Origin of the sequence: Pedobacter psychrodurus (assembly GCF_004331735.1) — a bacterium.
Taxonomy (GTDB): domain Bacteria; phylum Bacteroidota; class Bacteroidia; order Sphingobacteriales; family Sphingobacteriaceae; genus Pedobacter; species Pedobacter psychrodurus.
Window position 1 is genome coordinate 352,687 of the sequence record NZ_SJSO01000002.1, and the last position, 14,736, is coordinate 367,422.

General features: G+C 37.9%; 13 protein-coding genes. 2 read left to right on the forward strand and 11 right to left on the reverse strand.

Annotation, left to right across the window (positions count from 1 at the left end; all coding sequences use genetic code 11):
- Positions 1 to 28: 28 nt before the first annotated feature.
- The 3 genes from EZ456_RS03340 to EZ456_RS03350 form a co-directional block, all read right to left on the reverse strand.
- Positions 29 to 1,810 carry an aromatic amino acid hydroxylase gene (locus tag EZ456_RS03340; RefSeq protein ID WP_131527281.1) on the reverse strand — a complete coding sequence of 594 codons (1,782 nt, stop codon included), beginning with the start codon at positions 1,808 to 1,810 and terminating at the stop codon, positions 29 to 31.
- A gap of 1,049 nt (positions 1,811 to 2,859) precedes the next feature.
- Positions 2,860 to 3,372 (reverse strand): GtrA family protein, encoded by a 513-nt coding sequence (locus EZ456_RS03345; RefSeq protein ID WP_131527282.1) that lies wholly within the window; start codon positions 3,370 to 3,372, stop codon positions 2,860 to 2,862.
- Positions 3,373 to 3,602: 230 nt separating this feature from the next.
- Positions 3,603 to 4,292 (reverse strand): CAP domain-containing protein, encoded by a 690-nt coding sequence (locus tag EZ456_RS03350; protein WP_131527284.1) that lies wholly within the window; start codon positions 4,290 to 4,292, stop codon positions 3,603 to 3,605.
- 139 nt (positions 4,293 to 4,431) lie between these two features.
- On the opposite strand from EZ456_RS03350, the gene EZ456_RS03355 reads away from it, so the two are divergent.
- Positions 4,432 to 5,637 carry an SH3 domain-containing C40 family peptidase gene (locus tag EZ456_RS03355; protein WP_165501224.1) on the forward strand — a complete coding sequence of 402 codons (1,206 nt, stop codon included), beginning with the start codon at positions 4,432 to 4,434 and terminating at the stop codon, positions 5,635 to 5,637.
- A 95-nt stretch (positions 5,638 to 5,732) separates the two neighbouring features.
- Here the strand turns inward: EZ456_RS03355 and EZ456_RS03360 are convergent, their stop codons facing one another.
- The 8 genes from EZ456_RS03360 to EZ456_RS03395 all read right to left on the reverse strand — a co-directional run bounded on the left by EZ456_RS03360 (position 5,733) and on the right by EZ456_RS03395 (position 13,373).
- Complete coding sequence (locus EZ456_RS03360; protein WP_131527286.1) at positions 5,733 to 6,497, reverse strand: SDR family oxidoreductase; 765 nt, start codon at positions 6,495 to 6,497, stop codon at positions 5,733 to 5,735.
- Positions 6,498 to 6,583: 86 nt separating this feature from the next.
- Positions 6,584 to 6,991, reverse strand: coding sequence for a helix-turn-helix domain-containing protein (locus EZ456_RS03365; RefSeq protein ID WP_131527287.1), 408 nt, complete (start codon positions 6,989 to 6,991; stop codon positions 6,584 to 6,586).
- Between the two features lie 121 nt (positions 6,992 to 7,112).
- Complete coding sequence (locus tag EZ456_RS03370) at positions 7,113 to 7,958, reverse strand: ThuA domain-containing protein (protein ID WP_131527288.1); 846 nt, start codon at positions 7,956 to 7,958, stop codon at positions 7,113 to 7,115.
- A gap of 106 nt (positions 7,959 to 8,064) precedes the next feature.
- The gene (locus EZ456_RS03375) at positions 8,065 to 8,748 is read right to left on the reverse strand and encodes a 2'-5' RNA ligase family protein (RefSeq protein ID WP_131527289.1); all 684 of its coding nucleotides are present in this window, start codon (positions 8,746 to 8,748) and stop codon (positions 8,065 to 8,067) included.
- Positions 8,745 to 9,386 carry a hypothetical protein gene (locus EZ456_RS03380; protein ID WP_131527290.1) on the reverse strand — a complete coding sequence of 214 codons (642 nt, stop codon included), beginning with the start codon at positions 9,384 to 9,386 and terminating at the stop codon, positions 8,745 to 8,747. Before EZ456_RS03380 ends, EZ456_RS03375 begins: the two co-directional genes overlap by 4 nt.
- A 127-nt stretch (positions 9,387 to 9,513) precedes the next feature.
- Complete coding sequence (locus EZ456_RS03385; RefSeq protein ID WP_131527291.1) at positions 9,514 to 11,157, reverse strand: glycine--tRNA ligase; 1,644 nt, start codon at positions 11,155 to 11,157, stop codon at positions 9,514 to 9,516.
- A gap of 594 nt (positions 11,158 to 11,751) precedes the next feature.
- Complete coding sequence (locus EZ456_RS03390; RefSeq protein ID WP_131527292.1) at positions 11,752 to 11,955, reverse strand: hypothetical protein; 204 nt, start codon at positions 11,953 to 11,955, stop codon at positions 11,752 to 11,754.
- Positions 11,952 to 13,373: a S8 family peptidase gene (locus EZ456_RS03395; protein ID WP_131527293.1), complete on the reverse strand. Its 1,422-nt coding sequence runs from the start codon at positions 13,371 to 13,373 to the stop codon at positions 11,952 to 11,954. Before EZ456_RS03395 ends, EZ456_RS03390 begins: the two co-directional genes overlap by 4 nt.
- A gap of 338 nt (positions 13,374 to 13,711) precedes the next feature.
- Between EZ456_RS03395 and EZ456_RS03400 the strand changes: the two genes are divergently transcribed.
- Complete coding sequence (locus tag EZ456_RS03400; protein WP_131527294.1) at positions 13,712 to 14,257, forward strand: hypothetical protein; 546 nt, start codon at positions 13,712 to 13,714, stop codon at positions 14,255 to 14,257.
- Positions 14,258 to 14,736 lie beyond the last annotated feature (479 nt).

Sequence of the window (14,736 nt, forward strand, 5' to 3'; positions counted from 1 at the left end):
ATAAAGTTAATGAAATTAAAGAGATAAATCAATCCTCTGTAATCAGCTGGCTTACGGGGTTTTTAATTACATGCAAACCATCGCTGATCAATTTGGTATGATCTATTTCTCTGCCAGCTTTGATTTCCAAATAGACCTGAATTTCCTTTTCCAACTGATGATAAATTTTTTTGTGGTAAATAATCTCCAGGATTTCCAATGCACAAAGCCAATCCTGCCTGTGATTTGATTTTAGCTGTGCGAAAATTTCGGCAAGCTTATCCAAACCTTCGCCACTTTCTCTAATTTCTCTAACCGCTTGGTATAAACTGTGCAGTTTTAAAGTCTTATCATCATAAATAATTTGATGCGTTTTCTCGTTACTAATTAACGTAATCTCTTCGTAAGCGTCTTTATCGGCAGCCCCATTAAAAACTGAAACAATCGTTTCACCTATAGCCATATCGTAAATGCCCCATTCGGGTTTAAACAGGATGTTTCCATTGTTTTCGGTAACCGTACAATCTTTAAAGGCAATTAAAAGAAGCTTATCGTTTTCTGTCGTAATGTCCTTAACTGCACCAGCTACTTTAATGCCGCTTTCAAATAGAAGTTCAGCTTTTCTGCCTGAAATTATCCCTAAAGTTTGTAAATCAGTGGCGTTGTAGTCTTCTAATGCTTTTACAGCATCTTTTAACCGGCCCACGGGAGATGAAAAACCATCAGCATGGTAATCTTTTCCATGGCCTGCCAATTGTTTTCCGTTAAATGCCAATGCCGAATGACCAGTTGTTTTAATAAAGGTAACCTCATCATTTGTACCAACACCAATATCGGTAAATACACCACTTACCTGTAAACCCGAGCTATAAACAGCTGTGGCCACATTTTTACAGGCAATTGCCTTCATAATGCTTTCTGTTCCACCTTTTCTAAAGGCCATAGTATTGGCAAAAGTTTCCAAAACATCAATCAGGTTTTGGAATGTTTCGGTTACAAAAAGCTGGGGTTGTGGTTTGGTAATATCGTAAGCGTAGTTAATCGTATCGATGTTGTACCAAAGTTTCTCCACATCATTTTGCATGCAGGTTGCACTTTCACCGATAGAAGAAAGCAAACCAGCACCATAAATTTTGGGGTTTTCTAAGGTGCCAATCAAACCATACTCAACCGTCCACCAGTGTAAGCGACCAAGTAAAGCCATTTCAGAAGGCTCACCCATATTTTCACTGATGTAGCGCAATTCCTTTTCTGCCTTTGCAATCTGAAACGCATCAGCATCTACGGCTTCTTTCAAAATCGATAGTTTCCGGATGGCTTCGTAAAGCTCAAAATCTTTTGCCGAAAACATGGCTTTTGCGCCAATCGAGCCAAAATAACTTAAATAATTATTGTAATCCGTATCTGCGATAATAGGAGCATGGCCAGCACTTTCGTGTATTATATCTGGTGCTGGTGTATATTCGATGTGGTTAATCTGGCGGATATCGGCAGCAATTACCAACACACGATAAGCCTGATACTCCATAAATGCAGCTGGTGGAATAAAGCCATCAACAGTAACAGCTCCCCAATCAATCTTGCCCAGGTTATCGTTCATTGTCTGCAGGTCGGGAATGTGTTCGATACTTAAACCAGCTCGCTGTAAGCCTTTTATATAAGGGTAATAAGCAACATTTTTAAGATAACTATAATTCTGGCGCATTACATAACGCCACACGGCCTGATCTATTGGTGTGTATTTTTCGTAATTCTGGTCAACAATAAATTGCTTTAAATGATTGGGCAATTTTGTTACCTGCGCATTATTAAAATCATTAAAATGGCTCATGGTTAATCTGAAAATAAGTTGGTCGGCAGCTAAGTTATGATGTTGTTTTTATCTTATCAAGAAAGCGGCTGCATAAATTAACAGGTTAAAGTAATAAAGGTTTTAGGCGGGTAAAATGATGGATTAATAATTAGGAAAGGTAAGTCAGCATTTCATCTGCGAGGTTCGATCGGGCTGTTCGCTATATCTTTTGCAGCCCTTCGACTCCGCTCAGGGTGACAGCAAAAGGATACCGCTTCCATCCCGTTTAAGAACACAGGCTTGTGCTGATGAACCTGGTTTTTTTAGGACGTTTGCTATAAGACGGTAATAGTAGCAATGCAGTAGCCATCTAAACCCGACTGAGCGGAAAGCCCGTAAACCGAGGAACGAGGTGCGGACTTATAGCGAAGGTGGGACTAAAGAAACCGAAGTGCTTGTGGAACTGCTTTCCAAAAAAAATAGATAAGGTTAACAGGGATTTATGACTTGGAAAAGGTAAGTCATCATTTCATCGGCGAGCTTCTGTCGTGCTGTTCGCTAAATCTTTTTGCCGCCCTTCGACTCCGCTCAGGATGACCGCAAAAAGGATACCGCTTCCATCCCGTTTAAGAACACAGGCTTGTGCTGATGAACCTGGTTTTTTTTAGGCAACTCGCTATAAAAACGAAAATAGAAGCAGGTTGCTTCCCAGCTAAACCTGACAAAGCGGAAAGCCGGTAAACCGAGGAACGAGGTGCGGACTTGGAGCGTGGGCAGGACTGAAGAAACCGAAGGGTTGTGGAACTGCTTTCCAAAAACTATCGAAATCATTAAGGTTTTGGATAGTTAAAAATTAACTCTAATTATTAGAAAAGGTGCTGTGGCATTTCATCGTCGAGGTTCTGTCGGGCTGTTTGCTAAATCTTTTTGCTACCCTTCGACTTCGCTCAGGATGACCGCAAAAAGGATAACATTTCCATCCCGTTTATATAGAAAAGCTTGTGCTGATGAGGCTTGGTTATGTATCATGTGCTACAATTATTACGTGTTAATCAGTGCCTCCGTGGTAAAACAATTGCTGAGGGGTATTAATGCTTCTTTCCAGCTTTTTTGTCCCCGATTTTTTTTACACTAAACGTAAAGTAGTGCTGGTACAGGTAACTGAAAAGTGCCATTAAAACCGAAACCAATATTCTCGAAAGCATTGCTAAAGTTGGATAATCTCTTAAAAGTTCCAATAAAAACTTCAATAAAACATAATTGGCCAGTATGTTAATGAATTGAAGGTTTAAAAACCGGAAAAGCTGAACCCTGCCTTTTAATTCGCTGTGCGTAAATATCACATACTTGTTGAGTAAAAAACTGGTTGGGATGGCAACGGCATAATCGACTAATAATGATGCGGTTTCTCTCTGGAGTACAATTACCCCAAAATCTACCTCTTCGGTTTTAAAAATGAAAAAGTAAGCAAAATAATAACTTAAGATTCCCAACAGCAAAGTACCGCCACCAGTGGCCAGATACCTGAAATTGTGTAAGGAAATAAATTTTTTAAAAGGAGGGTGAAAAAAATCTATTACGGCTAAAATTGTTTTGCGCATTACTTAAAACTGTTCGTTGTTGTTAGGCATACACCAAATTGCATAAGCGGTCGTCATCCTTATCCGATAGCTATCGGATTTATTTCAGGATTTTTCCTGCGATAAAGATGCTGAAACGAGTTCAGCAGGACGTGGTGGCCTTGAAATATGCATTTATCGTGCACCCGTTGTTATTGGGCGCAATTTACAATTAAATTTTTATTGCTACGGTAATATGATAATTTATGCATTTACTCATTATTGGTATAAAATGTAGTTTGTGCAACAAAATCAATTACGGCGCACCAGGTATAAGAAGGGTGGGGCTGTATGCTCACGCCAACTGTATTGAGTTTGTGTTTTTGATCGAGTAGATTAAAGCGGTGGCCGAGAGAAGGTACACCACAATCTAACAACAAGTGACAAACAATATCTAAACTGTTCGAGTAACCGAAATCGATATTTTCGCTCATGGCCTTATTGGGAAAGTATCTGGATAATCGTTTCGAAAATTTATCTCCGTTGCTGCTTTCATGCGTGTCGAGATTATTCCTGTTTAAATCCTGTGCATGGCTCCGACTTAACGAAGTTAATTTATCATCAGGATAAAACATCTGCAGGTTTTTTACGCCACGCAAATGTTTAAGTAAAGAAGTGTAGTAGGAATTGTTTCTGGTAATTCTTAATTCATTGTAATTTCTGTACTTCCGCACTTTAGCATTATAGTTATTGATGTAGTCTTCTAAAAACGTATAATAAAACTTTTCACCATCAATACGGATCAGGTTCATATACATCACAATGTTTTTTTCTTCGTTGCTTAAATAAGATGCATTTGCTGCGGTATTGGCTTTACGGAATTCGGCATCAGTCCATTTTTGGGCATTAATCTTACCTGCAAAAATAAAGAGGAAAAGGGTAGGTAGAAGTATTTTCAGCATAGGATGATTTTCATGGATAACGTCTTTTAATTTTTTTTATTTCTTGTCTGTTAAAAATAATATCGCGTAAGCAATTAGTTACAGCATTTACCTGATTTGGCACTATGAATATTCGTAATTTTATTTTCATAAAGCGATGATGAAAAGAATATTAATATTAGGCTGTTTATTAAATTTTGCCGCTTCCTTACAAGCGCAGGTTGATACAGCAGCATATAGAGCAGTTTCGAATCAGGTAAAGAAAGAATTTGCTCCAGATAAACGATCTATTTATTTTAATATTCAGTTTAAAGGAGATACTGTTATTGCAGAAAGTACATCTGCGCAAGTGCTCGAGGCACTAAATAATCAAACCAAAGATTTTAAGGGTTTCGTTAAAATAAATACGATCCTTCCGTCGAACAATTTAGCCGGGATGGAATACGGGTTAGCCAATCTTTCGGTCTGTAATAATAGAGCTGCCCCTCAAAATGCAGCAGAAATGATGACGCAGATGATTTTGGGTACTCCTGTGCAGGTATTAAAAAAGCAAGGTGGCTTTTATTTGGTTCGCACACCCGATGGTTACTTATCATGGACTGATGGTACAGCCGTAAGTGTAATGGAGAAGATCGCTTTTGAGGAATGGAAAAAATCAAAACGGATTATTTTTACTTCCGATTTTGGTCATGCCTTTAGTAAAGCAGATGTGAACTCCTCTCGTGTTTCTGATTTAGTGCATGGCAATATCTTAGTATTAACTGGAGAAGAAAAAGCTTATTATCAAGTTCTTTTTCCTGATAAACGGATAGGCTACATTAAAAAATCTGATGCCAGGTTATTTTCGACTTGGGTAAAAAGTCCTAATCCAAAGGCTGAAGCTATTTTGGCTACAGCGAAAACATTAATTGGTGTACCCTATCTTTGGGGTGGTACGTCTACCAAAGGTGTAGATTGTAGCGGTTTTACCAAAACAAGCTATTTTCTGAATGGGGTCATTATTCCGAGGGATGCCTCACAACAAGCTTTGGTTGGAGAAGATGTACCTGTTTTAGAAGGAGATTCGACTAGCCTTACTAAATGCCTTGAAAATTTAAAAGCTGGCGATTTACTGTTTTTCGCCGCAGCAAAACTGAGGGGTATTACAGGAGGGAGGATTACGCATACCGCTATTTATATGGGAGATGGCGAATTTATTCAATCGGCAGGAATGGTTAGAATTAATAGCTTAAAACCAGATGCACCTAACTTTGATGAGCGGGAAAGCAAAACCCTGGTGAGTGCCAAACGTTTTCTAAACCAGATTGGTAAGCCCGAAATTACAAGGGTGGATAAACATAACTGGTACGGAACCTCACCCTATTAACGGTTGGGTTTTAAGCAGTGCCTGTTCAATCCCTCTCCTGGAGGAGAGGGAAAGCTGAGACAGAAGTTATGGCTACAAACTTAAATAGGGTGAGGCTACAAAAACATGCCGCCCGATGCTTCTATGCGCTGCGCATTAATCCATCTGGCATCTTCAGTACATAAAAATGCAACTACGCCGCCAATATCATCAGGCAAACCTACACGGCCTAAGGCTGTATTCGAGGCGATCCCTGCATTTAATTGTTCGTTATCGCGCACTACACCACCTCCAAAATCAGTTTCAATAGCGCCAGGTGCAACAATGTTCGATCTGATTCCTCTTGCTCCTAATTCTTTTGCCTGATACCTTGTTAAGGTTTCCATTGCACCTTTCATGGAGGCATAAGCCGCATAACCGGGTAGTGCGAAACGGGCGAGGCCAGTAGAAATGTTGATAATTCCACTGCCATCATTTAGTAACGATAAAGCTTTCTGAGTTAAGAAAAATGCACCTTTAAACTGGATGTTTACCAAGGTATCGAATTGTTCTTCGGTAGTTTCGGCAAAAGATGCATGAATGCCGATTCCTGCATTATTCACTAAAAAATCGAATTTTTCGGCATTAAATACAGATTTCAGTACTGCTTTAACTTCTGTGAAAAAGGCATCAAAGGTTTTAGTATCTGCAACGTTTAATTGTAATGCAGCTGCCTTTACGCCTAGCTGTTTTATTTCGTTAACGGTATCTTCTGCTTCTTCTTTTTTAGATTGATAAGTAACAATTACACCAATTCCTTTTGCCGCAATTTTTAAAGCAGCATTTTTTCCTAATCCGCGGCTACCACCGGTTACCAGGGCAATTTTATTTTGTGTTTCCATTTTCTTTTAATTTGTTAAACAAAGTTAGGTGGGAACTTGCGGTAAAAATGGTGATAGCTTAAGTAATAATGGTGACTGTTTAAGTTTTATATGGTGACAATTTCCTTATTCTGGGAAATAGATTGAAAATAAGCCTCTCTATATTGTTTTGGTGTTTGGCCAGAGAAATGTTTAAAAAACTTGGTAAAGTTAGATGGATCATAAGTTAGTGTCCTTGCAATTTCGGCAATAGGCATACTTACATTTTGTAACATCGATTTCGAAATATCCATTAAACGTTCTTCAAAGAAATAACAAGGCGAGTGACCTGTAGCCGATTTAATGGTATTACTTAAGTGTGTGGGGTGAACGTGAATAAGCTCGGCAAAATCTCTTACTTCGAACATCTCTGTTACCCGGCCCGATACCACATCGTCTAAATGTTTATCCAGTTCCCTCAAAAAATCTGCGGCGATTTCGTGTTGACGGGCAAAAAACTTCTGGGGGATTTTCATATCAAAGCGATTGCGATTTAAACAAATATAATACTCAGATAAATGAATATGAAATCCTTGTTTATGGTAATGCCATTTGTGACCAAAGGATTACTTGTAGCGTAACAGCACCAATTGCGAATTATTTAGTTTTTTTACCAGTACCTAACCACAGTAAGCTATTGATAATCATTTTATTCTGTATTTCGTTACCAAAAGTGTAAGAGAGTCTTTTATTGGTTTTGTCGTACTTATGTTCGTAATCAATATCATTATGCCCCATGTTTACGTAAACCATTTTGAAGTTTTTATTGCTCCAAACTACTGGGTAGTATCCATTATGCCATATTTCGTGTGCTTTTGGTCCTGTGCCCAGTGGAAAACTCGAAGAGTCTATTGATAGTAAAATCCGGATGTCTGGATTTTTTCTGAAATCATTCTGCCATCTGTACCATTCGTTCGGCTGTGCTTTAAAGGTATTTGGCAGGTTTTTGGTTACCGGATGTTTTTTGTCTTCTACTTTAAGTATTGCCGATGTTGGTCGCCAGGTATTACTTCCATATTCGCCCGATCCTAAAAAGGTTTGGTGGTACCAGTTCCAGTTTTGATCGAAAGCCGATTTTGATAGCGCAAAAGCAGAAAAATGAAAACCCATCCATCCACCACCAGTTTCCATATGTTTTTCAAAAGCTTTGCGTTGTTCGGGTGCTTCCGGCCGGCTATCTAAAAACAAAACAACTTGGTATTTAGCTAGGAACTCAGTGTTTAAATTACTCCAGTCTGCTGTAGAATCGTAACTGAAGTGATATTTTTCAGCCACTTTTGGAAACCATTTGTTTGCTTCATGAACAAAACTGATATGCGCCTGGTCATTTTTGGCTGTGTAAAAAGCAATTACGTTAAATTTTGGTTTGCCCTGTGCTATAACAATTGAAATGCTGAAAAACACAGCTAAAATGGTGAGTATCGATTTTTTGGCTTTATACATTTGGTCAGATTATCCTACTAAATTAATAAAACGCTGTTTAAATGAATTTCGTTAAGAATGCATCAAGTCCAAAATGTGGTTTTACAAACAGTTCAATCGATTGATATTATGATTCCAATTTAAACACCTGTAGTTTTTTCACAAACCTTTCGCGCTGGTACCAATCGTTATAAACCAGTTCTACTTGTTTCACTTCGAAAGTGCCAAAATCAAAATCTCTGTACTTTTCTATAAGATTAAGCAATGTATCTTTATGTTTTAGCTCCGATCTGAAACGGATCACTGTAGCGTGGGCGGTTTGGATGGTATAACGTTTATCGATACTTTGCTGCAGATCTGAATTTTTAAAACCTGCCCGCAAATCATCTCTGATTTCATTTAAGGTATCCGTTAAAAAACCTTGAATTAAAATACAGGATGGCGATGCTGTAAGTCCTTTAAACTGAATTTTGAAACACTTATGCCTGGCTAAAACCTGTTGAATAAGCTGAATGTAATCCTCAACATGGATATCCTTTAAGTCGAAGCCCTCATAACAGGAAATGATAGACATTAGGGTAATGTGTATGTCAGCATTCTGATAATAATATTGATCAGGTTCAATCGCTTTTGCTTCAGCTAAAAACTGCTGAATTTTATCTTTTGTTGCAGCATCTGGTCTGATTACCAATGTGATTCCAAAACGCTGATCGGTATCTGAATCGATTAAATGATCTGTTTCATATCGGCCAGCTGATATTTTCGCAACAGCGTCGGTATACAGTTTATGGTAATGCTTGGCTAAATTCATTGATTGATTTTAATTGCTTTTTCAAATGCATCTTTTGCCTTTATGAAAACGACAGTAGATTTAATTTCAGGAAAAACTCTTAAGTATGATTCAGGACTTTCACAATGATAAACATTTACCGCATTTTTTTTTATGATTTCAAATCGGTAAGAAGATCCGTCAACAATCGAATACCTTCTTATTCGATCGGTAACGATAACCACAGTATCTTTTTTTACAAAGTTTTCTGATGGTATCTTGGGCTTAATTTCTTTTATATTAAGTGAGTCGTTATTAAGCGACCAGAAGCCAAGCCTACTTAGCTGCGCTATTAATTGCTCGGCTTTCTGTTTCTCGAATTTGGTAACCTCAATTTTTGCGATTCCTGACGGATTCCGTATAGAGCATTTAAGCAGAATTTTCTTCCAGGTCTTATTTTTTCGGGCTAAAATATCGAAACTAGCTGTATCACCAATCCGCCAACCTGTAGAAACACTGTATGAAAGTATAAAGTCATATTTGTTTTTCAGATTTTTATAAACTATAGATCCTTTCTTTAGGTGTTCTGTGTCAAAATCTATTGTTTTTGAAAATTGTGCATTTGTTTTTATGTGGCTAAATACAAGAAAAATTAGGATAATTTTGGCGATGTGTTTCATGTATCTTAGATGATTTAAATATACTTATTCCACATAAAAGTCCAATAAAAAAGTCGCAGGGGTAAAACCTACGACTGAATTATTTATCTTGTGAGATGCTGAATTAAATTCAGCATGACGATTCGTTTTATGCTAACAAAGTTTTCCAGCTTACTGCCGAACCAATAATATTTCCTAAATCGGCAATGGCTACACGTTCTTGCTCCATGCTATCGCGATGGCGGATGGTAACGGTGTTATCTTCTAAACTCTGGTGATCAACCGTGATACAGAAAGGTGTACCAACAGCATCCTGGCGGCGGTAACGTTTACCAATGGCATCTTTCTCTTCATAAATACAGTTGAAATCAAATTTCAAGGTATCCATAATTTCACGCGCTTTTTCAGGTAAACCATCTTTTTTGGTTAATGGGAAAATCGCTACTTTATAAGGAGCCAATGCAGGGTGTAAACGCAATAAAGTACGGCTATCCTGTTTATCATCGGTGCTTAAATCCTGCTCTTCAAATGCATTAATCATGGTTAACAAGAACATACGGTCTAAACCGATAGAGGTTTCGATTACATATGGAACGTAGTTACCATAAGGTTTACCTTCTTCGTTTAAATCGTTATCGAAATACTGCATTTTCTTGCCAGAATATTCCTGATGTTGTGTTAAATCGAAATCAGTACGGCTATGTATACCTTCAACCTCTTTAAATCCGAATGGGAATTCGAATTCAATATCAGTAGCCGCATTGGCATAGTGTGCTAATTTTACGTGGTCGTGGTAACGGTATTTTTCAGGAGGAGTTCCTAAAGCTTTATGCCACTTTAAACGTGCCTCTTTCCAATATTCGAACCATTTTTTGTCTTCACCCGGGCGAACAAAAAATTGCATTTCCATTTGCTCAAACTCACGCATACGCATAATGAACTGGCGGGCAATTACCTCATTTCTGAAAGCCTTGCCAATCTGCGCAATACCGAAAGGAATTTTCATCCTTCCCGATTTTTGAACATTTAAAAAGTTAACGAAAATACCCTGTGCTGTTTCCGGACGAAGATAAATTTCATCGCTACCTTCAGCCATTGCACCGAATTGGGTGCTAAACATGAGGTTAAACTGACGCACATCCGTCCAGTTAGAAGTTTTAGAAATCGGGCAAATTACTTTATAATCAACAATTAAATCTTTCAACTGTGTTAAGTTTTCCGATTTAAGTGCAAGGTTCATTTCTACCTCAAGCATTAAACCCTTTTTAACAAATCTCCAGCTTGCTTCCTCAACAAAAGGATATTTTACGTGATCTAAAATCGTGTCCTCATCTTTAAACGTTGGCACCCAGCTCGCCTGACCTTCATCGCTTAAACCCAATATTTCTTGTTGAAATTCTTCAAATTTCGCTTTATTTTCAGCGCTGAAATTGGCCAGTTCAGCATATAGCTCATCAATTTTATTCTCTAATAACTGATCAGCACGGTAACGTTTTTTAGAATCTTTGTTGTCGATCATTGGGTCGTTAAAACCATCAACGTGTCCGCTGGCTTTCCAAACCTTAGGATGCATAAAAATTGCAGAATCGATCCCTACAATGTTTTCATGCATTTGTACCATGGCTTTCCACCAGTAGGTTTTAATGTTGTTTTTTAATTCGGCACCCAATTGGCCGTAATCGTAAACGGCACTTAAGCCATCATATATTTCGCTGCTCTGGAATACAAAACCGTATTCTTTAGCGTGTGATATTACATTTTTAAATTGTTCGTCGTTATTCTTTTGAGCCATAATGCAGCAAAGATAATAAAAAGGCGGAGGGTTTAAAGGTATAAGGCTGAAGGTTTTTGATCAATGGCAAAGGAACTGCAGATTTTAGAATTTCTGCACTTAATTTAGGTGTGCTAAGGTGTCTTAGGTGGTAGAAAATGGACGAAAGGTACCTTGCCAGTCAGCCTATTTGCCTTTAAATCTGTTATATGGTTCAAATGATTTGAAAAGCAATTGCAGTGCTAATCGCTTTAGTCAGTCCCTGCTTTCCGCTTTACTTCGTTACACTCGTGTTCGCTGCAATCAGGTTTAGGTGGCTACTATAGTGCTTCTATTTTCGGTTCGATAGCAGATTGCAGAAAAAAGATTATCATAACGAACCATGGTAGCTAAACGGGATGGAAGCGGCATCCTTTTGCTGTCTCCCTGAGCGGAGTCGAAGAGGTAGCAAAAGATATAGCAAACAGCCCGACTGAACCCTCCCCATAAAGTGCTACAGCACCTTTACTAATCATTTGCTTTATCTAATCAGGCCTAACTCAGATATATAAAAATCGGTGCAACTAAATGTCACACCGATTTTAAAATTAAGAGAGTGATTAGGTTTTTGTTGGCTTAAATGCTGATATCCCTTTCCTCTTCAACACTTAATACGCCTTCAATTTTTTTGATATCTGCAATTTTATGATTGCCCGGAACAATTACAATTACACCAATTGAGTTTAATGCTTCAGCATCTTTAATGCCTATTTTGCCTAACTCGTTAACCACTTGGTTTATAGCTCCATCTTTTACAGATATTAACCATTTTGTTTTCATCTTATTATTTTTTCTATTGGGCCAATTGGATCGATAGGGAATTTTGGATTAACTAAAATTGGGAATTTATCAATCGGGAATCTATCAATAGGGTATTTAATAAATCTTGTTTTTGTGGGTGCTTGTACCAATCCTGCACCTACATCTCTACCAGGTAAAGATAACGCTTTTGCTGTTGAGGTTAGTTTTCTCCACAAATTAATCCCCCTCAAACCCGATGCTTGTGCCCATAGTGCGGCAATACCTGCAACATGAGGGGTAGCCATACTGGTTCCATTCCAACTAGCATACTTAGTAGGCAGTTTTGTAGAAGAGTAAACATTAACACCTGGAGCAGCAATATCTACAGCACCATAAGTTGGGTATAGGCCTCCGTTAGAAAAAGCCGCTACATTCATATTTACATCTACAGCACCTACAGCCATTATTGATGGACAATTTGCAGGATGCATTACCTGTCTTACAGTGCCTGGCCTTGCCGAATCGTTTCCTGCAGCAGCAATAATTAAAGTGCCTTGTGCTAAAGCCCGGGCAGCAGCGGTTTCGAAAACAGCAGAATAACCCGCTCCGGTTACAAAGCCCCTTAACGACATGCTTACCACATCGCAACGGTTGGCAATGGCCCAGTTAATGCCAGCAAGAATGCCTCCATCTCCACCAGATCCACCATTGCTTAAAACTTTTCCGATATAAATACTTGCAGCATAAGCAATCCCGTATCTTTCTGTTGCCGATGGCGAGCTAGAAGGACCACAGGCAGTACCAGTACAGTGCGTGCCGTGGCCATGTCCATCCTGTGTACTTTCTCCACTAATAAAACTTTGATGAACAACAGGGCGGCCAGCAAAATCTGGGTGATGGAAATCAAATCCTGTATCCAATATGGCAACTTTAATGCCGGCACCATTGTATGGGTTGTATCTTAAAAAGCTAGTTGGCACAACATTAGTTGCTTTTAATCCCCAGGTAGCGCCAACAGATTCTACTTCAGATTCTTGCTCTTCATAGTCGTAATCTTCTGTTTCGGTTCCAACTAATACATTGGTCATTTGGTTTACTGCATCTCTGTAACCCTCTACATAATTTTGGGTACTTTCATCGAGCATTCCAATAGCGTAAACTACTCTTTCTTTTTCTACAATCATATCATTTTCGCCAAAACTGCTGATTGAATTTTCAATTTTTGGTTTTTCGTTTACGATAGCGATACCTAGCTTGTCTAGTATGATACCATCAGTTTTAGCGAGATCTTTATCTGTGAAAAACTCGTTTTCAAATTCTAAAGAGCTTTTTAGGTTCAATCCACTAATAGAATTGATCTGGTTAATAGAATCGGAGGTGTTGGATCCTTCTGGTAGTAGTACTAGGTATCTTCCTGTGTACTCTACTTTTTCTTCTTTTTTCAAGGTTTTTGACATGGTTTTAAGGTTTTAGGTTTTGCCTACTCTATTCAGGATTTTCGGCTTGTTCCTTTGTGTTAAACAATACCCAAAATTGAAATAGTTACAGCGAAAAAATAGTAGGTAAACCACTAAAAATCAATGGTGAAAGCAACAAAATAAAAAGCAGTAAAAACAACAATAAAATATGGGGAAAACCCCATCTGTTATCTATAAAAGTTTTATCACATTTGGGAATAAAGGTTAACTTTAATTAAAACTTAAAAATTATGGAAATGCAACATCTACCTAGCTATGCTATCGTATTTTTATGTGGGGTACTGGCATATTATCTGTTACAAAAATTAATCGATCTTATGAAAAAAAATGAAAGGCGGGGGCATCCAAATACCATGGATCCGGCAATAATTCAAAAAATGGTAGATAATTACCGCAACAACCATTTAGCAGCAATCAATAAAGTATTGGGAGTAAACGATGCCCATTCTGTTTCTTTCGGTTTAAAAACCTTGAAAAAATTTATTGCAGATATCGAATTTTTTAGCAAAAAAGTAGACCCCCGTATTGCTGATGGGGCGCTGGGCATCCGTTTTTATTACGCTGCATATCCAAAAGAAAACGAATGGGACGGTTTTGAAGATGAAAAATCGATAGGGAAAAATTATGCTCAGAAACATACACTTGTTATGATCCCTACTTTAAAAAAGAAGAGCAGTGATGGAAGTTACCAGGATTATGACTTTAATCCTTTAGATCGTGCTACTTTTCCGCTAAAAGAAAGAGAAAAAGAACAACCAATCACTTTGATGGCCATGAGTTCGGATAGTAAATCACGGGAGGTAATGGCTCAAAACCATGGACAAACCATTCCACCAGCTGATTCAGCAATAGAAACTTATTAATATCGTAATGAAATGAGCGACTTCCAGAAATTTCTGAGCGACATTTTTCTCTGGATTGAAGGAGGAGCTGCATTGATTGCACTATGCTATTTTAAACGATTAAAGGGGCAGTATTGGAGGTGTTTTATCTATTATCTGATCATTATTTTTATCTGTGAAGTAATTGGGAAATGGGGAGGTGAATATGTTAGTTTTTCGAAAACAAAATATTATAATTATATCGTTATCCCTTTTCAATTTATCTTTTTTTATTGGCTTTATGCCGTGAAATCATTTAATGATAAAAGGCTATTTTGGATACTCTCTTTATTGTACGTAATCTCATTTATACTAAGTAGATTGTTCTTTAAGGAAAGTAAAATATATTTTTCCATTAACTATACTTTTGGATGTTTACTCTTAATGTTTTTGGTTATCAAAGAATATTATAACCAGGTAAACTCAATTAACATTCTTAACTTTCAAGAAAATAGGATGTT